The organism is Chitinophagales bacterium, assembly GCA_041392475.1.
In the GTDB taxonomy this organism is placed as follows: Bacteria; Bacteroidota; Bacteroidia; order Chitinophagales; family UBA2359; genus JAUHXA01.
In genome coordinates this window covers 1,169,452-1,193,499 of record JAWKLZ010000002.1, presented here as the reverse complement: position 1 = coordinate 1,193,499, position 24,048 = coordinate 1,169,452, and the positions used below count along the sequence as shown (strand labels likewise).

Here is a 24,048-nt window from a genome sequence, read left to right as displayed (position 1 = left end):
TTTTTGATAAACGTAGAAGGTGACTATTTTACAAAAAATAATGTCAAAAATATGTTTATTTACGCTGCCAATATACCCTCCACATCAAATAAATGTACAAACCCAATCCAAGGAAAAATACCATCCAGCCTTGATAGAAATAAGGAGGCAAATAACTCAATTGAATGGTATGATTGCCTGCGGGCAACATCAAACCCATAAAACCGAGGTTAACCAATTCTAAGTCAGCAGGTTTTCCATTTACCTTTGCAGACCAACCCACATCATAAGGAATAGAAAAAAACATCATTTTGGGTTTAGGCAGACCAATTGTTCCTTCAATACGATTATTGTCATGGTAGTTGATTTGTAGGGCATTAGCAATCAATGCACTATTTAACTCATTGATTTGATAAGTTTGGTTAATATCCTCAAGGCTTCTTCTCTCCAAAGCCTTGAATTTTTCCACATCCTCATCTTCTACTACAACTGCTTGCAGCAAAGCCAGTGCTTTTTGTGTGGAATTGAGTAATTTTTTATATTCGGAAACAGGTACAAATTGCTGGTAGGTAATGCCCATCGGTAAGTTGAATTTGTTTTGATATATCTGAACATCTTCAATCTGATGTATCTTTTTGAAGACGCCTCGATCCACCAAATTATCGGAAGCAGGCTTGGTCAATACGTATTTTACACTTGCCAACGACTCCAAAAAAGGATGCGCTATCAGACCTACAATCCAACGACTCGCTATTTCATCTCCTTTTTCAATGACCTCTGTTTCCTGCAAAAAACGCACATAGTACCGATGATTGTGAGAGTCATAAGACGGAGTACCATAGTAATTCAAGGCCACTGCATCATTTGGACTTCCAATGGTGATGACGTTTTCTTGTTCTCGTCTGGTAAAACAACTGTATGTTTTGTCAATTCGATAAAAGCTCTTGTCCACAGATTTTAAATACTTGACCGCATCTTTTGTATAATCGTTGTAGCCTGTTCGAGATTGCAATTGTTTTGAAGAAATAGCTGTTCGGTCATTCACCGTAAAATGGGATAAATATGCCACTTCAAAACAAACTGTCAACAATAAAACCCACTGCAATTGGTATCTATAAGATTTTTTGACTTGCCAAACATATAAAATGCCTGTATGCACCATCAATATCAAGGTTATCATCCATTGCAGCTTTTTATCTATAATACCTTCAGCAGCAGTATAAGGAAAATGTAGCAACAATAGCAAAACAAACAAGGTGGCGAACAGCACTTTCACATTCACTTTGCCGCTTCGATGAATCAAATTTAAACCCGATAAACCCACAAACAAAAAGGAACAAGGAATGAACAAGGAAAGGGCATTTTTATAATAATCACCTACAAACAGATAAAAAGCATATCGAAAATAAGGAAAGACAATCAACCAAATCCAAAAACCCAAAAAACAAGCATATAGAATCTTTCGCCTGCGATTCAGAAACGTGAAAAGCTGGGGAATGAGTAAGAGGGTAAGCAAGCCACAATAAAACTCAGGGGCTTCTAAATAATTTTTCCAACCTGCATAGTTTGAGCCAGTTCCCAACAAATCATTGGAGAAAAAGCGGGTCAGTGCGGTCAAGTAGTGCAAAGGGGTTTCCAAATAAAAAATGGGCGTACTTGATAGAGAATCAACATAAGATACATCTCCTGCAACTCTTGGACTATACAAAAATTTATACACCGTAGAGCCTAAAAAAGGGGCGGTAAAAGTCAAGCCAAGAAGTCCTAAAATGCCCATTTTTAGGTACAGTTGTAGCAATTCTTGTGGTTTCCACCCTTTGGTGTCCATGAATCGAAACAAGCTGTATAGCAGTAAAAATATACCGATAAAGTAAAGCTTTGAGCCTAAAAAAAACATGATGGAAATGGGGAAAAGCCACCATTTGTTTTGTTTGAACAATAACTCGAAAGCCAACAACACAAAAACTCCCTCAAACACAAATTTAGAATGACCATACCAAGTACTACCCAAAATAGCATAGCCAGAAAAAGCCATCAGCAAACTACCTATCAAACAAGTAAGACGGGTAAAACCTACTGTGCGTAGGTATAAAAAGAACAATATGCCAATGGACAAAATCTTTAAGGCTTCTGCATAGACAATTCCATAAGCCAGTTTGTCACCGCCTAAAATGTATAATATCCAGTTAAAAGGATTGTTAAGCAATCCCGAGCCATAATCACCCTGCCCCAGTCCCTTGCTAAAAGACCACATAGAGATGCCTTCTGTTCGAAGATATTCAGCTGTGTAAAGATAATTGGGATAGAAAATAAGGTTGGTATCATTGCCTATATCCAAAAAGATGTAAACATATTGAAGGCTTAAATAAGACCCAAAGGTGATGATTATTAAACCTGTTAATAAACCCAGTAAAAGTTTCCATCTATTGCTAGAAGGTTTCAAAAACTTTTCTACACTTACCCCAGTAGGTTTTTTTATACCTCTTTGACGAAGGTTGTTTTTTGTTGATTTTTTAGCTCGCACGTTATTTCTGTATGGTTTGAGTGAGGAAGCTTCTAAAAATAATTGTATTTATTTTTCTACAATATTTGTACGGCAAAAGAAATAAGACACAATTTACAAAATAAGACCGTATCAACCGAATCAAACATGTATTTGAAGCCTATATTGTATCCTGATTAAAATGCACGACAAGTTCAGCATTTGACACTTTCACCTATCCCAACTCAAACGTTGTCACTCCAAACAAACGCTGCAAATCAATAGCAGGATTCGATTGATTGTACATTCTGGCAGTTTCAAACACTCGTTTCATGCCATATTTTTCTGCCAAATCAACTGCGGCTTGATTCACCTCAGGCGTATCAAAATAAAACACTTCTTCAGGTGAAAGATTGGCAGTAAGAGCCAACAAAAGCACTTCTGCCAAGTTTGCATTGTCCGCAAAAAGAGGCCCGATTTTATAACCCAAACCACATTTGCGAATCATTCCATAGCCTTGCAGTTGTCCCTCTTTCACTACTGCAAAGCCTTCTTTATCATTACTTTCCCTTATCCAAGATTGAAGGAAAGCACTTCGGTTGTCGGGAAAAAAAGTACGGTCATAGGCTTCAATTTCTTCAAAAGGCAAGGAATTGAGTTTTACCAAACCCTCATGTTGAGGAAATTTTCCACTTGATTTTCCTTCAAAACGTATATTGCGGTAAGCAAGCTCAAAGCCCGATTTTTTGTAGTTTTCTTGCTGCTCCAAAACTCCATCCAAACCCACATTTCTCCCTTTAAGATAGTCCAATGCCGCATCCCAAATTTGTAGGCCGTAACCCTTGCCTCGATAGTCGGGATGAACAATGTAGAAACCAATAAAACCAAAAGAGTCTCCATACCGAACCGCCGAAATACAGGCAATTGGCTCGCCATTCAATAAGCCAATCAAAAAACCATTTGGGTCAGCTGCATAGAAACTGTCTGCATCCTGCAAGCCTGGATTCCAACCTTCTTTTGCAGCCCATTCGACTGCAATATCGATTTCTGAGCGAGTCATGGTGCGGATGGTGTAGTGTTTGTTTTTCATATAAAGTGCTTTAGAAAAAAATTATTGAAGTGTTTGATTTGCATTAAAAATACGATAATTGAAGTTTTTTGTATCTTTTCAAGACCAAAACATAAATTTTTGGTTGAGTCATTTCTGATTCTACAAAATTCGGCAGTATTGTGAAAAAAGTTTTAGAAAAAAATGAATAATTTAAAGTAAAAAGTGCGTTCAATCGTCTTCTTAAAGAAAGAGGATTTATGCTAACGCTAATGGCAGAACAGCAAAAACAACATACAACAGGAATTGTCAAAGAATACAGCAATCGTTTGTTTCGGTTTATTCGGAGCAGAGTGCCAACGACTGCTGATGCCGAAGATATTTTACAAGAGGTTTGGTATCAATTCAGTAGAGTTGTAGATACGGAGCCGATTGAGCAGGTCAGTGGTTGGCTGTTTCGAGTGGCACGCAATAGAATTACCGACAATTACCGAAAGCGAAAAGACGAATTGTTGGACGATTATACCTACGAAGATGAAGAAGGAGATGTTTTTTTGAAGGACATCTTACTTGCCGACAACAATACGCCTGAAACCGAAACACTTCGACAAGTCTTTTGGGAAGCCTTGTTTGAAGCATTGGAGGAATTGCCCGAAAATCAACGCAATGTATTTGTTTGGAACGAATTGGAAGACCAAACATTTCAGGAAATTTCTGATAGAACGGGTGTGAATATCAAAACCTTGATTTCGAGAAAGCGTTACGCTGTTCAACATTTGCGGGAACGACTGCAAACACTTTATGAAGAATTTTTGTCCTATTAAAAAACGTAAGCAATTAATCAAATACAGTCATGTTCAGTAACAACACATCCGATAGACGCATACCTCGCCCGATTAAAGGCCTATTTTTTTTAGCGATGCTCGCCTTGTTTTTTTTCATTCTGGGCAATGTCATTGTGTTTTTGTGGAATGAAGTATTGGTCAAGGTGACCGACTTCAAAACCATTACTTTTTGGCAAGCGATTGGCTTGTTTGTGCTTGCTCGAATACTTTTTGGTGGTTTTCGATTCGGTGCAGGAGGAGGTTCTCATCGTTGGCAAAAATCTCGCAAAGCTTGGCGGGGAAAATGGATGCGTATGAGTGAGGAGGAACGAGCTGAGTTTAAAAGCAAATGGCGAGAGCGTTGTGGCAAAAGGAATGAACATTAATGTTTGATTATCAATGCTAAAAATTTTTTCTTCAAAATAATTCTATTTTTTTAAAGTAATTTTTGGTTTCAATCGTCTTCAAAGATATAAGGCAATAAAACAGGCAAATCGCTTCAAATTGCCCATAAAAATTATCTCTTCAAAGATTGGGTTACTTCAATTATTCAAATGGTATTTATCAGCGCCATTTGCGTTATCTACCGAATCTGTGATTTAATCTTTTAAAAAAACACAAGACATGAAACCATTTAAGTTTTTCTTTGCCCTTTCATTGGGCGTTTTTCTTTTCTTTTTCATTGCTCGATTTGTAGTTATGGCAGCGATTGCAGCAGCCGTATTGAGTTTTGCGTTCTTTTTGGGACGAAAAATCAAAAACTTCTTTCGATACCTTACCTGGGAAGGTTCGTATCGCCCAGATTTTGAAGATCGTTTTGATAGTGCTTACCAAAGAAGCCCACAAATTGCAGCATGGAAAGACGAGTCCTTTTCGGATTTTTCGAAAAAGAATCGAACCTACTCTTCTCACTACAAAGTGATTAAAATACAGTAACAATTATTATTTCATTCTAAAAATAAATTTATTATGTGTTGTAAAACAGCTAATCATCCACATTGGAGAACCCGTCATCGCAGACACCACGGTAGAGGACATTGGAAAAACAAATTTATGTCGGCATGGTCTTACCCACCTGTCAATGTAGAGGAGTTGGACGATTATTATGAGATTCAGCTCTTTGCTGCGGGGTATGTCAAGAGTGATTTCAAAATTACCCTTGAAGCAAATACCATGCGTATTGCAGTTGAAAAACCTGATACTGACGAATCTGAAAAAAGACACTCCCGTCAATTGGAGTTCAAGCCAGGAAGTTTTGAACGCTATTTCGAATTGAACGATAAGATTGATACAGAATCTATTGTTGCGAAATACGAAGAGGGTGTATTGAAGGTGACTTTGCCCAAATTAGCAGGTGCTGAAAAAAGCCACCAGAATATTGATGTCAATTGATATGGTCAAATAACCATTGATTTTGGATGATTCTCCATTAAAAACAGCTCTGCAATTGCAGGGCTGTTTTTATTTTTGAACGAGAGTAGTTTTAAATTTGGGTGCATAGCCGTATTTTGCACTCCAAAACTCCCTATTATGTTCAAAAACTTAGTTTCCAACAGTCGTTACTTGATTCTTTTTGCTGTTATTGGTTCGCTCATTTCCGCTACATCACTGCTGCTACATGGTAGCTGGAAAGTATTGAAGTATGTATCGGAATTGGTGCAACACGGAGTGATTGACGGAAAAGGTGACAAAGGAGTGATTTTGTCATTTATTGAAGTGATTGACGAATATTTGTTGGCAACGGTGATTTACATCATTTCGGCGGGGCTATACGAATTGTTTATAGACCCAAATGTAAAACTGCCTCAGTGGTTAGAAATCAATAACTTGGATGATCTCAAACACAAGTTGATTGATGTCGTAATCGTTGTCATGGCTGTATTATTTTTGGGACAGTTGGTGAGTTGGAACGGAGAGCGTGATTTATTGGGTTATGGCGTTGCAACAGGTTTGGTAATCACTGCGCTTACTTTTTTCAGGATTTACAAGGTTAAAGAAGAAAAATCTAAACCTAAAGCATAAATACTTAACCATAAGACTCATACGTGATTTGGTTTCTTTCATAACCCATTGCAGTCAATCTATCCTTTGCTTCATCCAACATTTCGTTCCAACCGCATAAGTAAAAATGGGCATCTCGGTTGTCTGCAAAAACTTCCTCGTATATAGAGTGGACATATCCTTTCGAGCCTTCCCAATCTTCTGCTCTTGACAAAGTGATGTAGTAATGAAAGTTTTTCCATTTTTTGGCAAGTGCTTCCATTTCTTGACGATACAGAATACCGTCTTCATGTCGAGTGCCAAATATGAGATGTATTTTATGGAAAGATTCACCTTTGTTCTTCAAATCTAAAAGAAAAGAGCGAAAAGGAGCAATGCCTGTACCTGTGCATACAAAACAAATTTCTTTTTTTAAATGTGCCTCTGGAAAATTGAAAATGCCCAAAGGCCCTCTCAATTTTAATGGCGTACCAATTTCAACTTCTTCAAATAGGTACTGCGTTCCTTCACCTCCGTCCAAATTCACAATCACAAACTCCAACACATTGTCGTTATTTGGTGGTGAAGCAATCGAATAACTTCTCCAGCGTTTGTGCCGTTTTTCGTGAATCGGTAAATCAAAGGTCATAAACTGTCCTGCTTGAAAATCAATCGTTTTGAGTGATGGAATCTGCACCCAAAACCGCTTGACCGTATCGTTTACTTTCGATATTTGAACAAACTCTCCATCGTACCATTTTCCTAGCATCTACTTCACTATTTTGTTAAAAGGGGGCATTTTGCACAAACTTAAAACATCTTTGGTCCTAATTGGTTCTGAATCGAACTTTTTAGGCTTGCAAATTTGTTGAATAGGACAAATAGTATTTTCACCTTCAATTTTGATACTTCAATGACCATCCGACACGCACTTGCCAAAGACTTCAAAGGTTTCTACGGCATCAACCTACAAGCCGACATTCACCACCGTCTTGCCGTTCCTTCCAGATTCAAAGAACCAACTGATGTGGATTACGAGTTGTTTATGTTCAATCGTTTCAGTGATTTTCTGGCAGATGAAGAGTGCATTTTTTTGGTTGCAGTCGAAGAAAATGAGGTGTTGGGTTACTTGATTGCCCTTGTAAAACAAATTCCCGAATACCCGATATTGATTCCCCGCCGATATGTGATGATAGACAACATGGGCGTTCACGAAAACGCTCGACAGCAAGGAATTGGTACTTTATTACTGCAAAAAATTGAAGAAGAAGCAAAGGATGCGGGTTTTTCAGAATTGGAGTTGAATGTCTATTACTTCAATGAAGCGGCTAAGAAATTGTATGCGAAGAATGATTTTGAGCCGATGTTGTATCGGATGCGGAAGGAAATTCGATGAGTTTTGAAGCCTTCAATATCTGCTTTTAAAGCTATTTTTTTCACTCAAAAAAGTGTATCTTTCCAAACAAAACAACGATATGAATCAAGGAATCAAGTTATCTTACAGCATTAGCAATTTCAAAGATTTGGTAAAACAAGGCTACTACTATGTCGACAAAACGCCTTACATCGAACAGTTGGAAAACATGGCGAAAAAGTATTTCTTCTTTTTGCGCCCTCGCCGATTTGGTAAAAGCCTCTTTATTTCCATGTTGCACCATTATTATGGCTTAGAACACAAAGATACTTTTCAAGAACTCTTTGGTAATTACTACATTGGCAAACATCCGACTCCAATGGCAAGTAAGTATTTGGTGTTGAGATTTGAATTTACACAAATAGACACGAGTAGCGCAGAGAGTACGCTTGAAGGCTTTTTGAGAAAGGTAAGAGAAGGAATCAGTCGTTTTTGTACTGCCTACCCTCAATTTTTTACAACTGAAGAACAAAAAGAAATTACCGAAAAGACCTATCCTGCCCATTTGATGTCTTCCTTACTAATCTTAATCAAAGAAAAAGCACCCGACCACAAAGTTTATATTTTAGTTGATGAATACGACCATTTTGCCAATGAGTTGATTGCTTTTGATTTGGAGAACTTCAAAGATATTGTTAGTAAAAAAGGTTTTGTTCGCAAGTTTTATGAGGCGATTAAGGAAGGAACTTATTTTGGAACAGTTGACCGCTTTTTCAGTACAGGCATTACTCCCATCACTTTAGACAGCATGACGAGCGGCTTCAACATTGCCACCAACCTTTCTCTGGATTTGAACATGACCGAACTGATGGGTTTTACAGAAGATACTGTAAAAGAGCTATTTGAATTGGCAATTCCAAACAAGAAAGAAGACGTAGAAGAATTGCTGCCCTTGATGAAGGATTGGTACAATGGGTATAAACTGAATCACAGGGCCAAAAATAGACTCTTCAATCCCAATATGGTGCTTTATTTCATTGCTTATTACCAAGCCTATGGTGAACTGCCAGAAGAAATGTTGGACACCAATATTGCAAGTGACTACCACAAAGTCAGACGTTTGATGAATGTCGCTACTCCAAAAGAAAACCACCAAACACTCGACAAAATCATTGAAGAAGGAGAATTAGAAGGCCTAATTACCCAACAGTTTTCTTTTGCCAAAATCTTCACCCAACACGACTTCATGAGTTTGTTGTTCTACAATGGTTTTTTGACGATTGATTATGCTTTGGGGAACATCATCTATTTTAGAGTGCCCAACTATGTGATTCAAAAACTGTATTTTGACTATTTTCGAGAGGTTCTCCAAGAAAACAAAATGGTGGATGTCAATACAGGTTTGATTACCTCTGCCATCGCTTCAATGGCATTCAAAGGTAATCCACAAGCGTTTTTTGACTTGATTCACTCCACTTTACATCAATTGGCAAATCGAGACTACCAAAAATTTGACGAGAAATATGTCAAAATCATCATGATTACTTACATGATGCTGACCAATACTTTTTTCATCGAAAGTGAGCGAGAAACACCTGCGGGTTATTTAGATTTGTCTTTCTTAGAAAGTCCAAATATTCCCATTCAACACCAGTACATTTTTGAATTGAAGTACCTCAAGAAAGAAGATGCCAAACAATTGAAGGCAAAGCAGAAAGAGGCGAAAAAACAATTGTTGGAGTATGTGGCAGAATCTGCTAAATTGAATAAAATGAGCAATTTGCAAGCTTGGACGGTGGTAGTGGTGAAGGACGAATTGAATGTGGAGCGGGTTAGGTAGATTTGAAATTTTGTATAGATACTTGATTAATAAAATTTTTCATCGTTATTATTTTTTATCTTGCTACCCCAAAATAAATAAAAAATCTGATAGCATCTGTGTTGTCAGTGTAATCTCTGATTAAATTTTCCTTCTGCCTTATGTCCCTTTTCCAAAAACACCAAACCGCCCTCACCAAAGCCATTGAAGCCAACCAAAGCCGAGCATTCTATTGCCACCATCCCGAACACCACAACGCCTACCCCAAAGAAAAGGCAAAAGAAGGCTACGAAGCTTTTGAAGCCAAGTTGAACAAACCTTTTGAAGAGCTGCTGCAAACAGGAGGAACAGATTGGATAGGCAATGAAGAATCTCCATTTTGGCAAAAAAACTTGGGGATCACCTACCCCCAAACGCCCATTGAAGTTCTGATAAACAATGCCCAAGCCGCCTTCAAAACTTGGCGAAAGGTAAGTATTGAAGAACGATCAGGTATTTTAATGGAAAGCATTGAACGCATTGCAGAACGTTATTTTGAAATTGCTTATGCTACTCAACACACTACTGGACAATCTTTTGGAATGTCGTTTCAAGCATCGGGACCACACGCTACGGATAGAGCAGTAGAAGCCATTGCGATGACCTACCAAGAATTGACCCGATTTCCACGACAAACCGAATGGACAAAACCAATGGGACGCTCCACGATTTCCCTTCAAAAAACATTCTTGCCCATTCCCAAAGGAATAGGCTTGTTAATCGGCTGTTCGACCTTTCCTGTTTGGAACAGTGTTTCGGGCCTGTACGCCAATTTGATGGCAGGAAACGTATGTATTCTCAAACCGCATCCAACAGGCATTTTGCCCATTGCGATTTACATTGCTGAACTTCAAAAAGTGCTGCAAGAAAACGGATTTTCTCCCAATACCACTCAGTTAGCAGTAGATAGTCCTTCAAATTTGATAAGCAAAGAATTAGCCGAACATCCAGCCGTCAAACTGATAGATTTTACAGGTAGTAGCGAATTTGGAAACTATATTGAATCCCTGCAAAGTCCAACAAAAGAAGTGTTTACCGAAAAGGCAGGAGTTAATTCTGTCATCATAGATTCTGCGCCTAACTTGCGGCAAGTGATGCGAAATTTGGCGTTTTCTCTATCGCTTTATTCGGGTCAAATGTGTACGGCTCCGCAAAATATTTTTATTCCCGAAACGGGAGTAGAAGAAGATGGAGAGGTAATCCCTTATGAACAAGTAGTTGATTTACTGCAAAACGAGGTAGCAGCGCACGTATTGAATCCAAGAATGAAAGTGACTTTGGGAGCAATTCAAAATCCTTTGACTTTGCAGCGAGCGAGAATGGCGAAAAACTTGGGCGGCAATGTGGTTTTGCCTCCACCAAAGGTACAGTACGAACAGTTTGAAAATGCACGTATTCAATCACCGATCATCATTGAAGTAGGTGACGACCAAATTTCGGTATTTGAAAAAGAATTGTTTGGTCCCATCATTGTCGTTGTCAAAACCAAAAACACACAGCAGTCTATTGATTTAGCCCAATCTTTGGCTGCAAAACAGGGTGCGATTTCTTGTGCGGCTTATACGACTGACGAGGAAATTGCAGCCCAAATCACCGAAGCCATGAATGCTGCTTTCACGCCCGTTTCCCTCAATTTGACGGGTTTTATCTTTGTGAATCAAGCGGCGGCGTTTTCTGATTTTCACGTATCAGGCGGCAATCCTGCGGGCAATGCTTCTTTTGCCGACCCCAATTTTGTGAATCGGCGGTTTGTGTGGGTCGGGAATCGGGTGATGGAGTGATATGACTTCGATAGGAGGAAAATTGAGTGGAGTGTTTTAGGAAAAAAGTAAAAATATATCTACCTTTTCCATTCAATTTAATATTCAAAATGGAAAACCACAATACAAATCCCCACAACGAAGTCATTATTGAAAACAAGGAGCTAAATATTTGGGAAGCACTTATCCCTGTTTTTGCCTTGATTGTCATGCTGTTTTACAATGTTTTTTATGCTTTTGGTGATGATGCCTTGAGCGGATCCAACCAATTTATTATGCTCTGCGGTGCGGCAGTAGCAATGGTTGTAGGTTTTTTCAATAAGGTTTCCTACAAAAAAATGATAGAAGAGGTCAGCGAAAACATCAAATCAACGGCTGGGGCAATATTGATTTTGTTGATGGTAGGCTCACTTGCAGGCACTTGGTTGATTAGCGGAATCATTCCAACCATGATTTATTATGGACTCAAAATATTGAATCCGACCATATTTTTGGCAGCTTGTGTGGTTATTTGCTCGATTATTTCCATCGCAACAGGAAGTTCTTGGACAACTTCTGCCACAGTTGGAATTGCGCTTATTGGTATTGGTGACACACTTGGTATTTCGTTGGGAATGACTGCGGGAGCGGTACTTTCAGGAGCATATTTTGGTGATAAAATGTCCCCATTATCGGATACTACCAACCTCGCACCTGCAATGGCGGGTGCTGACCTATTTGCCCATATCAAGTACATGGCTTTGACGACTGTACCTACAATTACTGTTACCTTAATCATTTTTACCATCTTAGGTTTTACGCTTGATACCACAGGAACACCAGATATTTCGGCACAATTGGCAGCGATGGATGCTGCATTTAATATCACTCCATTGCTATTCATTGTGCCCATATTGGTTGTCCTATTGATTGTTAAAAAAACACCGCCATTGATTGCTTTATTTGCAGGTACGCTTTTAGGAGGTATTGCAGCAATTATCGCACAGCCAGATATTGTAGCCAAAGTAGGGGGGGCAGAAAGTTTGAGTTTTAACTCTGCTTATAAAGGCATTATGAATGCTATGACAGTTGATACAGCAGTCGAAACATCGAGCAAAGAGTTAAATGATTTATTCACAGCAGGCGGAATGTCGGGCATGTTGGGTACGATTTGGTTGATTATTTGTGCGATGGTTTTTGGTGGGGTCATGGATGCAATTGGAGCCTTAGCCCGCATTTCTGCGGCATTGTTGAGTGTTGCGAAATCTACTTTTGGTTTATTTGCAAGCACAGTTGCAAGTTGTTTGGCTTTGAATGTGACTGCCTCCGACCAATATTTAGCGATTGTAGTCCCAGGAAAAATGTTTTCTAAAGCATATAAGGATAAAGGACTTGCGCCTGAAAACCTAAGTCGTACTTTGGAAGATTCGGGTACAGTAACATCGGTATTGGTTCCTTGGAATACTTGTGGTGCCTATCAAAGTGGAGTATTGGGGGTATCTGTATCCGACTATTTTGTATATGCTATTTTCAATTGGTTGAGTCCAATTATGACCTTGATTTTTGCAGCTTTGAGTATCAAAATCAAGCAGTTGGTTGAGGATTGATTTTGAAAACACAAGAAGGAATAAGGAACGTCCATAAAATAATTTCCCGATTTAGACTTTTGAAGTTTTGCTTCAAAGGTTCTCTATTACAATGAAAATCAATAACCTTCAAAGAGCAAACTTCAAAAGTTTCCATCTCAAATGCGGTAGGTTATTTTGTTGGCAACTTTAAAAGATTATTTTTGAGTCGCTACTTTATTTTTTACACAAAAGATTGGTAGTTAATAGTTTTGAAAACCTAATCATCAATCACTGAACTACATTCCACCAACTATCCAAACTTCTCCTTCTTCATTTCCTCCAAAGCAAACATCTCATCCCGCAATCTTGCAGCTTCCATAAAGTCGTAATCCTTTGCCGCTTTTTGCATCTCTTTCTTTACCTTGTCAATCGCCTTTTGCAGTTGTGGTTGACTCAAGTATTGTGTTTCTGGATCAGCTGCAATACTCATGTTGGTATCCACAGAAGATTCAGCATAGACCTTTGTTTGCTTTTGACCCTCAAGGACAGAACTTTGTTGAAGTATTTGAGTGCGGCTTTTGAAAACAGTTTTTGGAGTCATGCCATGTTCCTCATTGTACGCCATTTGTTTAGCCCGTTTGCGGTTGGTTTCGTCAATCGTGCGCTGCATAGATTTGGTGATTTTATCGGCATACATAATCACCAAACCATTGGAGTTCCTTGCGGCACGACCAGCCGTTTGGGTCAGTGAACGTTCGTTTCGCAGAAAACCCTCTTTGTCCGCATCCAAAATCGCAACCAAAGATACTTCAGGCAAATCCAATCCTTCTCGCAATAAATTCACCCCAATCAAGACATCAAACTCACCTAGTCGCAAATCCCGAATGATTTCGACACGCTCCAATGTATCGACTTCTGAATGAATGTATCGGCAGCGAATATTGAGGCGGTCAAGATATTTTTGCAGTTCTTCCGCCATTCGTTTGGTCAAAGTTGTCACTAAAATACGCTCATTGATTTCGACTCGGTCGTTGATTTCACCAATCAAATCGTCAATCTGATTCAAACTCGGACGGACTTCAATAGGAGGATCGAGCAATCCTGTTGGGCGAACAATTTGCTCAACTACCACACCTTCTGATTGCTCCAATTCATAATCGGCAGGTGTGGCACTCACATAAATGATTTGATTGACCAATTGGTCAAATTCTCTGAAACTTTGTGGGCGGTTGTCCAAAGCTGAAGGCAAGCGAAAACCATGCTCTACCAAGTTCAGTTTTCTGGCTCTATCACCACCGTGCATTCCGTGGATTTGTGGAATCGTCACATGGCTCTCATCAATGAACATCAAATAATCGTCTGGAAAATAATCCAATAAGCAGAAAGGACGATTGCCTTGTTTTCGGCGGTCAAAAAAGCGAGAATAGTTTTCAATACCCGAACAATAGCCCAATTCTCGCATCATTTCGAGATCAAAATTGACCCTTTCCTCCAATCGCTTCGCCTCCAAATATTTGCCAATGGATTGAAAATATTCAACTTGTGCCTTCATTTCGTCTTGGATTTCGTGGATGATTTTGATCATCTGGTCTTTGGGCGCAATGTAAAGATTGGCGGGATACACTGCCATGTCTTTGACGCTTTCCATTCGCATACCTGTTTCGGGATTCATGGTTTCGATTTCCTCCACATCATCACCAAAAAACGTAACCCGAAATGCATAATCTGCATAGGCAGGATAAATGTCCACCGTATCGCCCCGCACCCGAAAAGTACCCCGCTCAAAATCGGTTTCGGTACGAGAATACAAAATATCCACCAAACCATGCAACAAATGATTGCGAGACACCACATCGCCTACCGAAATGCGAATGATGCTGTCTTTGTACTCCGCAGGATTTCCCATACCGTAAATACATGATACAGAGGCTACCACTACTATATCACGCCTTCCCGACATCAAAGAAGTCGTAGTTCGCAGTCTCAATTTTTCGACTTCATCGTTGATAGACAAGTCTTTTTCGATGTAGGTATTCGTTGAAGGAATAAAGGCTTCGGGTTGGTAGTAGTCGTAGTAAGACACAAAATACTCTACGGCATTTTCAGGAAAAAACTGCTTGAATTCTCCATACAGTTGTGCTACCAAAGTTTTGTTATGACTCAAAATCAAGGTGGGTTTTTGGACTTGTTGAATGACATTTGCCATGGTGAAAGTCTTTCCCGAACCTGTCACCCCGAGCAAGGTCTGTGCTTTTTCACCGTTTTCGAGTCCTTCTATCAATTGCCGAATTGCTTCGGGTTGGTCGCCTGTTGGCACAAAATCAGAAACCAAGTTGAATTGCATATAAATCGTTGATGATTTTACTAAATATTGTAGTAGAGTAACTTTTGAAGTGGGTGAATTGTTGCAGATTTTGCAGCAAATTTATGTTTTCACTCATTATTTGGTGTATTCACACCAAAGGAGAAAACGCTTCTATTTAAAAAGCAGTTTACATTTTATTTTTGATTGAAAGAATTGTCTTCTATTTTCTCGAATAAATGGATGGTTACTTTCATTATTTTGAAGATCAAATAACGAAAGAACTTGTACAAAAATATTAACGTCAAATCAAAATAGATTAGATTAAGTTGGAGCAATAAATCTTAAGAAGTAATGCATATTGAATATAAATTGGTCAAGCTCTTTTAAGATTTTAAAAAAAAAGCAACTTTTTCTGCAAAATACCGTAATTTGCAAATCCAATCCCAATAGGAAAATTAACTCATTACCCCCCCTTGTATATTTTCCTATATTTCAAATACGCATTATAATTACCAATATCAAAGAACTTCAGACCCGTTTAAATATTTTAATTTATTAAACGTTTAAATTTAAAGTCATGGAGAAATCTTATCACTTAAATCGTGGGGGATTGTTGTGTTTACTCGCAATGATTTTCACACTCTCTCACCTCACTTACCTCAATGCGTCGACATTGAATACCAGCCTGAATTTTGTAGCCATTGCAGAAAGTTTACTGCCTCCAGAAGATGATGTGGATATACAGTTGTCAATCATTTCCAATCATGACGAAACCAACGTAGGGCAGCAGTTTTCTTATATTTTGACGATTACTAATAATGGTCCAGCTCATGCAACAGGTGTGCAAGTCAATTTTTCACTGCCACCAGCTTTTGTCACTTATGCCAGCCATATCAGTGACCAAACTACCTACAATCCTGCGACTGGACTTTGGAGCATTGGCAACCTCAATAAAAATGTGACCCGAACTTTGCTCGTCAATGTGGAAGTATTGGTGGGCGGAAACATTTCTGCAACGGCAGAGGTAACTGCTACCAACGAAACCGATGTGGATTCTACACCCAACAATGGTGTGATAACTGAGGATGATATGGTAAGTGTTGATGTATTGGGATTGCAGATAGATTTGGAGTTGTTTTTAGAACTCGCTCCTGGTCAATCCAGTGTCGTACCTGTTGGTGGCAATGTCACCTATCTTCTGCATGTAGAAAACAAAGGGCCAACGGTAGGCTACAATACCAAAATTAGAGCGATTTTGGCTGCCGATGTGTTCAGTTATGTGAGTAGTACGGTATCAATGGGTACTTATTTGGATGCTTTAGGGGTTTGGGTAATTGGTGATATTCCTCCTTTTGCCACCCAAACGATGGAAATTACGGCCACTGTTATAAAGGCTGGCACGCATACCTATACTTGTGAAGCCCGTACCTCCAATGTACCAGATGTGGATTCTACTCCAAGTAATTACGACCCGAACGAAGACGATATTTCGAGTGTGACGATTAGTACGAGTGGCGTTGTTTTACAAACAGCCGACTTGCGTTTGATGCCATCAAGTGACCAATTTATCACAATAGGCGGTCTTGTCACCTTCACTCTTACGATTATCAATGATGGTCCAGACGATGCAACGGGTGTAAGCATTGCAGATGTTCTCCCTGCTGAATTGGCCCTTCAAACGGCTACTCCTTCAATGGGAACTTACTCAGCAGGTATTTGGAATGTAGGCAATTTGGCGAATGGTGAAAGTGAAACATTGCAGATTGCAGCATTAGCAGTCGCAGAAAATTTTACAAGTATTGCCCCAATTTATTATTTTGCACAGATACAAACTTCCGACCAAGAAGACACTGACTCTACTCCTGGCAATGATACCAACCAATCACCTAATGAGGACGACGAAAGACAAATAGAATTAACTCCTTACCCAAGTGCAGATTTAGAAGTAAGTGCAGAGTTTAGCAGCGATGTTGCAGCAGTAGGTGATTCTTATGTGTTAACTGTAAACATCGCCAACAATGGGCCTTCTGATGCAACCAATGTGATAGTCACAAATCAATTCCCTTCGGCATACCTAAGCGTAACCAATCAAACTACTTCTAAAGGAATTTACACTACTTTTTGGACAATAGAAAATTTGAATAGTGGTGAAACAGCGACCTTAACTTTTGAAGGAACTGTAGGCTCGTTTACTGAACCCATCACCTACTTTGCACAAGTACAAGACGCTAATCCTACAGCAGACCCTGATTCTGACCCAGGCAATGACATCAACCAAACACCCAATGAAGACGATGAAGCATTGGCAACTCTTTCGCCAGTAGTCACCTCCAATGCCGATTTGCGTTTGATTGTAGCGAGCGGAGGTATTGTCAGTGCTGGCGATACCTATACATTGACGGTGAATGTTTTGAACGAAGGGCCAGACGATGCAACAAGTGTAAGTATTGCAGATGTTCTTCCTTCTGAATTGACCATTCAAACGGTCACTCCTTCAATCGGAACTTACGATGCAGGTATTTGGAAGGTAGGCGATTTGACAAATGGTGAAGGGGCAACGTTGCAGATTGAAGTATTGGTAGGAGATTTGACCGAAACGGTGTATTATTTTGCACAAATCCAAACTTCCGACCAAAACGACCTTGATTCTACCCCAGGCAATGACAGCGACCAAACTCCAAATGAAGATGACGAAGTAGAAATAGATTTAACTCCCGCTCCAATCAGTACAGACATTGATCTGGAGTTGAACATCAGTGCTAATAAAATGGAGTTCAATCTATACGAAAACATCACCTATACCATTGCAGTCACGAACAAAGGGCCTGTCACTGCAACAGGCGTGAAAATAGCAAGTGCTGTGCCTTCAGGCATGGCATTTACCAGCAAAACCATCTCCAAAGGTAGCTACAATTTGTGGGTAGGATTGTGGACAGTTGGAGAACTCAATGCAGGTGAAACAGCAACGCTTGAAATGGTTCTCTTTACCTTGAACAACAGTGGTACTATCTCCAATTTCGTTCAGGTGAAAGCTGCCAATCAAGACGATTCCGATTCTACGCCGAACAACAACAGTTTAGGTGTGCCAATAGAGGATGATGAAGCTTCTGTGTCCATTATTCCTGCGGGCAGTACCAACAATATGATTGACTTGGCTTTGAGTAAAACCGCAAGTGTCAGCACTGCAAAAGTAGGAGATGCCATTGCATACACAATTGTGGTGGTAAACAATGGAACAACACAAGCGACAGGTGTTCAAGTAGAAGACCTAGTGCCATCCAGTTTAACGATTGTAAATTCAGTCGCTTCAAAAGGAAATTATGACAATGAATCAGGTACTTGGCTCATCGGTACTATTGGCATTGGAGGTTCTGTAACACTCGTTATAAACACAACAGTAAATGCCATTGCATTGCCGATTACCAATTTTGCACAGGTCAAATCTGCTTTTCAAGAAGATGTGGATTCTACGCCCTTCAATAATTCGACTACAACTCCACAAGAAGACGACGAAGACAGTGTGACGGTTCTACCCGATATAAGCGGCAATTTTGTGGATATTGAATTGACGGTAGAAGCAGGCTCAGGAATACCCGCTGGTAATCCAGAAACACTGATCATTACTGTCACCAATAATGGCCCCGCAGACGCAGTAGGTGTAACCGTAGCCTATGATTCTCCACAATACTTTTACAGTATATACGAAGTAGTTTCTAAAGGAATACTCACTTCAGATGGTTGGACAGTAGGCAATTTGGCAAGTGGAGAAACGGCAAGTGTTATTTACCAAGGAACTGTGGATATTGTCACGGAGCCCGTTGTCTTTTTTGCACAAGTACAGACCGCTAGCCCCCAGGATTCGGATTCTACTCCGGGGAATGATACTGACCAGACTCCTGATGAAGACGATGAAGCCAAAACTGTTTTCTTCCCTCCAGGCAGTACAAGTATTGACTTAGAGGCAACTATGACAAGTAGCCAACCCAATTTGAATATTTACACGAATGTCACTTTCACTTTGGAGGTAACAAACAAAGGGGCAACAACCGCTACTGGTGTACTTGCTGAGTTCCCTATTCCGCTAGGCATGGCATTTACCAGCAAAACAGTATCTATCGGCAGTTACAACCTGTGGTCGAAAGTATGGTCGATTGGCAGTTTGCAGCCCAACGAAACAGCAGTATTGGAATTGACCCTGTTTGTACTCAATCAAAGCAATGACAAGACTCTTTATGCAGAGGTGACTGCTGCAAATGAAAACGACTTTGATTCTACGCCCGACAATGGAAACGGTTCTTCGGTCGTAGAGGATGATGAAGCTGCTGTGACGGTCTTGGCGAATGGCAGCAGTGGAGGAAAAGGAGATTTGGATTCGCAAGTTGTAGGCGAATCTACTTTATTGACGGTTCACCGCCTCTATCCTGTTCCAACTCGTGATGTGGTGAATATCCTTTTCACTTCAGAAGCACAAACGATTGACATCATGTTGTATGATTACAGTGGGCGCAATATTTACCATCAAACGTTGGAGGTGGCTCCTGGAGCGAATACAACTCAATTGGATTTAACTTCTTTCCCTGCTGGATGGTATTTTGTTTCGATGGAAACGGAGGAAGGAAGCGTAAGAACAAAAGTGTTGAAGCAATAGGCTGAACACAGAGGAATTTTCTTCTTCAATGGATTTTGGAATTGAACGGAGAGAGGAGGAGGAGAGATTTTTTTCCTTGGAGCTTTGACAACGGTTGAAGTATATGATAGAAACTCCCTTGAAGCCTATGGATGGTTTTGAGGGAGTTTTTTTGTTTTCAAATTTTTATATTTGTGCAAATCAAAACGTAAAAAATGAAATTAACACCAGAACAAATCCAAAAAATTATTGATTACCAAATTGTTGTAGATTGTTACTCCAAAGATGAAGCCAACATGGGCTGGGTAATCTATATGGAAGAAAATCTTCACTATCCATTTACTGCCGAATATTGGGTACGTAAAAGGAGTGGTAAAAGCCATTGGAAAAAAGTAAAGGTTATTGGAAACGAAACAAGCGAAGATGATTTTGAAGGAGGCGAATATTATGTCAAAATTAAAATCAAAGGAATGATTATTCCTGCAAGTTTGGGTGAATTGAGAAATATTGAAGCGGATGAAAAGACCTTGGAAACGTTGCAAATTTGGAGGAGTGAGTTTGGAGAATGATTTAGTAAAAATCTAAAAACTCCATTAAAGTTTGAGGAGGTTTTCGCTTTGTTCCATCTGTACAGCCTCACGCATACTATCCGAAATATCATCGTAAAGAAGGGTTTGTTTTCGGAGTGCTTCCAGTTGTTTTCGAAACAAATAATGTCACAAAATTGTAAAACAGAATTTATTCCCCAAACTTCCATCAACAAACAAAAAATATCCCACACAATTTTTCCTATATTGTCATGGTAAACAAACCCATACACCATGAACAGCGACCAATGGCAACAACTCATAAAGGCAATTGAGCAAAGAGAATGTATTTTGCTCTTAGGGCCAGGCATCAGCACGATGCAGAAAGGCGGTGAAGAAATGCCTCTGACCACTGGATTCTCGCATGAATTGGCGAAGAAATTGAAGGAAAACGATACCGCTTATGAAGCCGACAAAATCAACGATTTAAGCTACATTGCCGAACGTTATCTGACCATTCCCAATGCTACCGAAACCGACCCTGCTTATTTGGCAAACAAGTTTTTCAAAAAACATACCGACTAAAAAGGGTTATCGTCTGCCAACCGAGGCAGAGTGGGAATATGCTGCAAGAGGAGGAAAAAATGGAAAAAATACAATTTATTCTGGAGGAGATAATATTGAAGAAGTCGCTTGGTATTATAGAAATAGTGGAAGTCGAACGCACCCTGTTGGAGCTAAAAAGGAGAATGAATTAGGACTATATGATATGAGTGGAAATGTATGGGAATGGTGTTTTGATTCGTATGAAGACTATCCACAAGACACTTTAATTACAGATTATTTTGCAAATGAAAGTGGCTCGAATCGTGTTTTGCGAGGCGGTAGCTGGGACGACTCTTCGGGGTTTTGTCGTGTTGCCAATCGGTTCAACGGCAATCCGTACTCCAGGTACGACAGCTACGGCGGCTTCCGCTTAGCCTACAGTTTATAAGGGTATCCTCTTTTTTGAGCCAAGAAGAAGTAGAGCAAGAAAAGAGTGGAATGGAGTGGTCTTTGCAAGCAAGATGCGAGGCGGATGCCGCATCGGCGGCAAAGACAACGGAATTTTAGATTCAAACAAAAATTACAAAATAGTAATCAATGAGTTACGAGTAATTTCAACAACAAAATTATAAGAAATCTCCTCTACAATCTTGTCTAAGTTTTTATCAAACAAATCTATCAATTGGTTGGTACTTATATTTCCTGTCGATATTTGTAGTAATTTATAAGGTTCTACCTTCACCAAATAGCGGTTGTAAAAATCAAAGTCTTTTGATATGACTATCCGATTTTCAGACATTGAAAGATTATTTATTTCTTCATCTGAAGTAGCGTTTTTTTTGGGCAAATCCAAAGTGTGTATGCTATCATACCCTTGAGAAACTAAAAAGGCAGATAGTTTTTTCGGCAACTGTGCATCTACGATAAATTTCATGCGACTAACCGACTGATATTTTTAACTTTTGATAATTCAGCCGCAAAAAGCAAACTCGCATAGAGGTCTTCCTCCTCCAAATCTTCGTAATCTTCAAGTATCTCGCTGTGCGTCATTCCCGAAGCCAATAACTCCAATATATTTTCAACAGGATATCTCAATCCCCTTATACAGGGTTTTCCATGACAGATATTTGGGTCAATTGTAATCCTTTTATTGAACAATGTGTTATTTATCAGCATTTTACTTTCGTTTTTTTAAAAAAATCTATTTTCTGTATTGTATTTCCAACAACAAAAATTTGCCTTTTGTTGTCGGCTAAACTGCTTGTTTTTCACCCGATTGATTGGTAATGTATTGCACATTGAAGTGCATAAGACAATTTTTTAGATTTAAACAAAATTATAATAAAAACAAGAAGATAAATATAAAAGTTTCCCCTCCTTAGTGAAACTTTGTCAACGGTCGCAGACCTTGGTGTGTCCTGAATGCTCATAGAGCAATGCTATCATTGAGATGGAGGAAACGACCCTCCGAAGGCTACTTACAGGAGTCGCCTTCAAACCACCTTCGGGTGCTTTAACTGTGAAGTTAAGGTACTGAGCGCAGAAGGAAAAGGCTATTGGCTAAATAGTCAGGTAAGTATGAAAGAGCTGAACGCAAGTGAACCACTGATGAAGCATCGAAACAACCAACCGACCTCGTCAAAAGCGAAAATCAGGGTCATTTCGTGATAACTTTAGCGGCAACCTGTTTACTGGCTAAAGGGTGAGCGGTGTATAAGTGGCAGGACTTTCATATAGGCTCAATGATGGAACAGGAGAGACGAACATCTATGACAATACTCTGAGAAAGAGTAAGATGTTCGAGTCGGACTATGTCATAGTAGTGTTGAAGATTCTGTAATGGGATTGGAGCGAAGGGCATAGCTCATTTACGTTTTAATATTTTAACAACCTCAAAAAAAAAAAAAAGGAAGGATTAGGATGGTTAAAACAAAGTCACAGCCTATTACCAAACAGATGGTATGGGCAGCGTATAAACGAGTGAAGACGAATCAAGGCGGTTCAGGAGTGGATGGAATGAGTTTATCTGATTTAGAGACAGACTTATCCAACCAACTGTATAAACTATGGAATCGACTGAGCTCAGGTAGTTACTTTCCACCTCCTGTCAAAGAGGTGGAAATACCGAAAGGAAATGGCAAAACACGTAAGTTGGGTATACCCACGGTTTTAGACCGCATCGCCCAACAGGTAGTTAAAGACCATTTAGAACCAAAGATAGAACCTTGTTTTCACAACAGTTCTTATGGCTATCGCCCGAATCGCTCTGCACATGCAGCGATTGGAGTAGCTAAAGAGCATTGTTGGAGATTAGATTGGGTGATTGACTTGGATATAAAGGGTTTCTTTGATGAACTGAATCATGAGCTGTTGTTTAAGGCACTGTATCGTCATACGGACGAGAAATGGGTGTTGATGTATATAGATAGATGGCTAAAGGCGAGTGTAATCACAAAAGATGGCACGAAGCGAGAGCGAACGAAAGGTACACCTCAAGGAGGTGTTATTAGTCCCTTATTAGCCAATCTATATTTGCATTATGGATTTGATAAATGGATGGAAAAGCAATTCCCAAGTTTATCATTTGAAAGATATGCAGATGACATCATTGTTCACTGTCAAAGTGAGCGACAAGCTGAATATGTGTTGAGTCAAATTCGGGAACGACTACAAGCCTGTAAACTTGAATTACATCCCGACAAAACCAAGATAGTGTATTGTCGAGACAGTAATCGCAAGCAATCAACAGACAAACCCATGCAGTTTACTTTTCTGGGCTATGATTTCAAAGCGAGGAAAAGTAAGAATAGTCGAGATAATCGGGTATTTTACAGTTTTACACCTGCTATCAGCAACAAAGCAAAACAGCGGATAATCAAAGAACTCAGGCAACTTGGAATACAAAGGCGCACGGGTACAACTATCTACGGTCTTGCTAAAATGCTCAATAGAAAGTTGGAAGGCTGGATAAACTACTATGGTCGATACCGAAAATCGGTCATGTGGAAAATATTCTCAGTACTCAATATTCGGCTAATACGATGGGCAAGGAACACTTACAAACGGTTTAAGGGCAGTTGGCGCAAAGCTCACAAAGCTTTAAAGCAATTGCAGAAACGACAACCGAATCTATTTGTTCACTGGCGGCATGGCTATACGATTTAGACTGAATGAGAAGAGCCGTATGAGTCGAGAGGTTCACGTACGGTTC

General features: G+C 39.6%; 20 protein-coding genes. 14 read left to right on the top strand and 6 right to left on the bottom strand.

What is annotated here, in order from left to right:
* Positions 1-55: 55 nt before the first annotated feature.
* Both R3E32_18180 and R3E32_18175 read right to left on the bottom strand, forming a co-directional pair.
* Entirely contained in the window at positions 56-2,503 is a 2,448-nt protein-coding gene (locus R3E32_18180; GenBank protein MEZ4886662.1) for a YfhO family protein, read from the bottom strand.
* 193 nt (positions 2,504-2,696) lie between these two features.
* On the bottom strand, positions 2,697-3,551 hold the full coding sequence (locus tag R3E32_18175) for a GNAT family N-acetyltransferase (protein MEZ4886661.1): 855 nt from the start codon (positions 3,549-3,551) through the stop codon (positions 2,697-2,699).
* A 218-nt stretch (positions 3,552-3,769) separates the two neighbouring features.
* Between R3E32_18175 and R3E32_18170 the strand changes: the two genes are divergently transcribed.
* The 5 genes from R3E32_18170 (at position 3,770) to R3E32_18150 (ending at position 6,355) form a co-directional block, all read left to right on the top strand.
* On the top strand, positions 3,770-4,333 hold the full coding sequence (locus tag R3E32_18170; protein ID MEZ4886660.1) for a sigma-70 family RNA polymerase sigma factor: 564 nt from the start codon (positions 3,770-3,772) through the stop codon (positions 4,331-4,333).
* A 29-nt stretch (positions 4,334-4,362) separates the two neighbouring features.
* A complete protein-coding gene (locus tag R3E32_18165) occupies positions 4,363-4,719 on the top strand; it encodes a hypothetical protein (protein ID MEZ4886659.1) in 357 nt (118 codons plus the stop codon).
* A 238-nt stretch (positions 4,720-4,957) separates the two neighbouring features.
* Positions 4,958-5,269 carry a hypothetical protein gene (locus tag R3E32_18160; protein MEZ4886658.1) on the top strand — a complete coding sequence of 104 codons (312 nt, stop codon included), beginning with the start codon at positions 4,958-4,960 and terminating at the stop codon, positions 5,267-5,269.
* A gap of 33 nt (positions 5,270-5,302) precedes the next feature.
* Positions 5,303-5,725 carry an Hsp20/alpha crystallin family protein gene (locus R3E32_18155; protein MEZ4886657.1) on the top strand — a complete coding sequence of 141 codons (423 nt, stop codon included), beginning with the start codon at positions 5,303-5,305 and terminating at the stop codon, positions 5,723-5,725.
* Positions 5,726-5,863: 138 nt separating this feature from the next.
* A complete protein-coding gene (locus R3E32_18150) occupies positions 5,864-6,355 on the top strand; it encodes a YqhA family protein (protein MEZ4886656.1) in 492 nt (163 codons plus the stop codon).
* Between the two features lie 4 nt (positions 6,356-6,359).
* Here R3E32_18150 and R3E32_18145 read toward each other — a convergent pair whose 3' ends face one another.
* Positions 6,360-7,082 carry an FAD-binding oxidoreductase gene (locus R3E32_18145; GenBank protein ID MEZ4886655.1) on the bottom strand — a complete coding sequence of 241 codons (723 nt, stop codon included), beginning with the start codon at positions 7,080-7,082 and terminating at the stop codon, positions 6,360-6,362.
* A 99-nt stretch (positions 7,083-7,181) separates the two neighbouring features.
* On the opposite strand from R3E32_18145, the gene R3E32_18140 reads away from it, so the two are divergent.
* The 4 genes from R3E32_18140 (at position 7,182) to nhaC (ending at position 12,871) form a co-directional block, all read left to right on the top strand.
* On the top strand, positions 7,182-7,709 hold the full coding sequence (locus R3E32_18140; protein ID MEZ4886654.1) for a GNAT family N-acetyltransferase: 528 nt from the start codon (positions 7,182-7,184) through the stop codon (positions 7,707-7,709).
* Between the two features lie 79 nt (positions 7,710-7,788).
* On the top strand, positions 7,789-9,507 hold the full coding sequence (locus tag R3E32_18135; protein MEZ4886653.1) for an AAA family ATPase: 1,719 nt from the start codon (positions 7,789-7,791) through the stop codon (positions 9,505-9,507).
* 140 nt (positions 9,508-9,647) lie between these two features.
* Positions 9,648-11,306, top strand: coding sequence for a phenylacetic acid degradation protein PaaN (gene paaN / locus R3E32_18130; protein MEZ4886652.1), 1,659 nt, complete (start codon positions 9,648-9,650; stop codon positions 11,304-11,306).
* An 89-nt stretch (positions 11,307-11,395) separates the two neighbouring features.
* Positions 11,396-12,871 (top strand): Na+/H+ antiporter NhaC, encoded by a 1,476-nt coding sequence (gene nhaC / locus R3E32_18125; GenBank protein ID MEZ4886651.1) that lies wholly within the window; start codon positions 11,396-11,398, stop codon positions 12,869-12,871.
* 271 nt (positions 12,872-13,142) lie between these two features.
* Here the strand turns inward: nhaC and uvrB are convergent, their stop codons facing one another.
* Positions 13,143-15,176, bottom strand: a complete 2,034-nt coding sequence (gene uvrB / locus R3E32_18120; protein MEZ4886650.1) for an excinuclease ABC subunit UvrB — start codon at positions 15,174-15,176, stop codon at positions 13,143-13,145.
* A 538-nt stretch (positions 15,177-15,714) separates the two neighbouring features.
* On the opposite strand from uvrB, the gene R3E32_18115 reads away from it, so the two are divergent.
* From R3E32_18115 to R3E32_18100, 4 genes are all read left to right on the top strand, one after another.
* Positions 15,715-19,785, top strand: coding sequence for a T9SS type A sorting domain-containing protein (locus R3E32_18115; protein MEZ4886649.1), 4,071 nt, complete (start codon positions 15,715-15,717; stop codon positions 19,783-19,785).
* A gap of 194 nt (positions 19,786-19,979) precedes the next feature.
* A complete protein-coding gene (locus R3E32_18110) occupies positions 19,980-20,333 on the top strand; it encodes a calcium-binding protein (GenBank protein MEZ4886648.1) in 354 nt (117 codons plus the stop codon).
* 252 nt (positions 20,334-20,585) lie between these two features.
* A complete protein-coding gene (locus R3E32_18105) occupies positions 20,586-20,876 on the top strand; it encodes a hypothetical protein (GenBank protein MEZ4886647.1) in 291 nt (96 codons plus the stop codon).
* Positions 20,815-21,285, top strand: coding sequence for an SUMF1/EgtB/PvdO family nonheme iron enzyme (locus R3E32_18100; protein MEZ4886646.1), 471 nt, complete (start codon positions 20,815-20,817; stop codon positions 21,283-21,285). Before R3E32_18105 ends, R3E32_18100 begins: the two co-directional genes overlap by 62 nt.
* A gap of 132 nt (positions 21,286-21,417) precedes the next feature.
* Here the strand turns inward: R3E32_18100 and R3E32_18095 are convergent, their stop codons facing one another.
* Both R3E32_18095 and R3E32_18090 read right to left on the bottom strand, forming a co-directional pair.
* Entirely contained in the window at positions 21,418-21,771 is a 354-nt protein-coding gene (locus tag R3E32_18095) for a DUF5615 family PIN-like protein (protein MEZ4886645.1), read from the bottom strand.
* Positions 21,768-22,013: a DUF433 domain-containing protein gene (locus tag R3E32_18090; protein MEZ4886644.1), complete on the bottom strand. Its 246-nt coding sequence runs from the start codon at positions 22,011-22,013 to the stop codon at positions 21,768-21,770. Before R3E32_18090 ends, R3E32_18095 begins: the two co-directional genes overlap by 4 nt.
* A gap of 744 nt (positions 22,014-22,757) precedes the next feature.
* Here R3E32_18090 and ltrA point away from each other — a divergent pair.
* Entirely contained in the window at positions 22,758-24,002 is a 1,245-nt protein-coding gene (ltrA, locus tag R3E32_18085) for a group II intron reverse transcriptase/maturase (protein ID MEZ4886643.1), read from the top strand.
* Positions 24,003-24,048 lie beyond the last annotated feature (46 nt).

Bases quoted from the DNA above. Each gene is read 5' to 3' on its own strand.
- uvrB (MEZ4886650.1), bottom strand. From the start codon at position 15,176: ATGCAATTCAACTTGGTTTCTGATTTTGTGCCAACAGGCGACCAACCC.
- R3E32_18150 (MEZ4886656.1), top strand. From the start codon at position 5,864: ATGTTCAAAAACTTAGTTTCCAACAGTCGTTACTTGATTCTTTTTGCT.
- R3E32_18160 (MEZ4886658.1), top strand. From the start codon at position 4,958: ATGAAACCATTTAAGTTTTTCTTTGCCCTTTCATTGGGCGTTTTTCTT.
- R3E32_18090 (MEZ4886644.1), bottom strand. From the start codon at position 22,013: ATGCTGATAAATAACACATTGTTCAATAAAAGGATTACAATTGACCCA.
- R3E32_18105 (MEZ4886647.1), top strand. From the start codon at position 20,586: ATGAACAGCGACCAATGGCAACAACTCATAAAGGCAATTGAGCAAAGA.
- R3E32_18110 (MEZ4886648.1), top strand. From the start codon at position 19,980: ATGAAATTAACACCAGAACAAATCCAAAAAATTATTGATTACCAAATT.
- R3E32_18095 (MEZ4886645.1), bottom strand. From the start codon at position 21,771: ATGAAATTTATCGTAGATGCACAGTTGCCGAAAAAACTATCTGCCTTT.
- R3E32_18170 (MEZ4886660.1), top strand. From the start codon at position 3,770: ATGCTAACGCTAATGGCAGAACAGCAAAAACAACATACAACAGGAATT.
- paaN (MEZ4886652.1), top strand. From the start codon at position 9,648: ATGTCCCTTTTCCAAAAACACCAAACCGCCCTCACCAAAGCCATTGAA.
- ltrA (MEZ4886643.1), top strand. From the start codon at position 22,758: ATGGTTAAAACAAAGTCACAGCCTATTACCAAACAGATGGTATGGGCA.
- R3E32_18100 (MEZ4886646.1), top strand. From the start codon at position 20,815: ATGCTACCGAAACCGACCCTGCTTATTTGGCAAACAAGTTTTTCAAAA.
- R3E32_18165 (MEZ4886659.1), top strand. From the start codon at position 4,363: ATGTTCAGTAACAACACATCCGATAGACGCATACCTCGCCCGATTAAA.
- R3E32_18115 (MEZ4886649.1), top strand. From the start codon at position 15,715: ATGGAGAAATCTTATCACTTAAATCGTGGGGGATTGTTGTGTTTACTC.
- R3E32_18145 (MEZ4886655.1), bottom strand. From the start codon at position 7,082: ATGCTAGGAAAATGGTACGATGGAGAGTTTGTTCAAATATCGAAAGTA.
- R3E32_18155 (MEZ4886657.1), top strand. From the start codon at position 5,303: ATGTGTTGTAAAACAGCTAATCATCCACATTGGAGAACCCGTCATCGC.
- nhaC (MEZ4886651.1), top strand. From the start codon at position 11,396: ATGGAAAACCACAATACAAATCCCCACAACGAAGTCATTATTGAAAAC.
- R3E32_18135 (MEZ4886653.1), top strand. From the start codon at position 7,789: ATGAATCAAGGAATCAAGTTATCTTACAGCATTAGCAATTTCAAAGAT.
- R3E32_18175 (MEZ4886661.1), bottom strand. From the start codon at position 3,551: ATGAAAAACAAACACTACACCATCCGCACCATGACTCGCTCAGAAATC.